1 pseudogene is annotated in these 476 nt (G+C 55.7%); it reads right to left on the bottom strand.

Annotated elements, in window-relative coordinates:
- Positions 1-476, bottom strand: a pseudogene (gene entE / locus GR212_RS36575) ((2,3-dihydroxybenzoyl)adenylate synthase EntE); the annotation flags it as partial.

The following is a 476-nucleotide window of genomic DNA, read 5'->3' as shown; positions in this document are numbered from 1 at the left end:
ACAGAGCGTGGCGCTGGGATCGGCCGCCAGAACAACCGTTCCTCCGGCAAGAAAGACGCCCAGCGATCCTGGCGAACTCATGGCGTAGTTATGAGCCGCCGGGATCGCGCACAGGTAGCGTGTCTGTTGTGTGAACTGACAAATCTCGACGCTACGACGCACGCTGTAGTAGTAGTCGTTATGAGTGCGCGGGATCAGTTTCGGTGTGCCGGTGGTGCCACCGGAAAGCTGGAAATAGGCCACTTCATCAGCAGGTGATGGCGTGGCAGTAAAATCCTCAGCCGGATGGTTAATCGCATCCTGCAAGTTATGCTCACCGCTGTCGTTGAGCAGTTGCACCACGCGAATGGAGGAATGTTCTGTGACGAAAGTATTGAGGAAATCATCCCCGCTAAACAGCGCATGTTGGCGATCGGCAATCAGCAATGCGGGTTCAATCTGGCTGGCATAGGCGTTCAGTTCACTACGCTGATGGC

The organism is Martinezella lusitana, assembly GCF_010668395.1.
Taxonomy (GTDB): Bacteria; Pseudomonadota; Alphaproteobacteria; order Rhizobiales; family Rhizobiaceae; genus Rhizobium; species Rhizobium lusitanum_A.
This window is presented reverse-complemented; position numbering and strand designations above follow the sequence as displayed.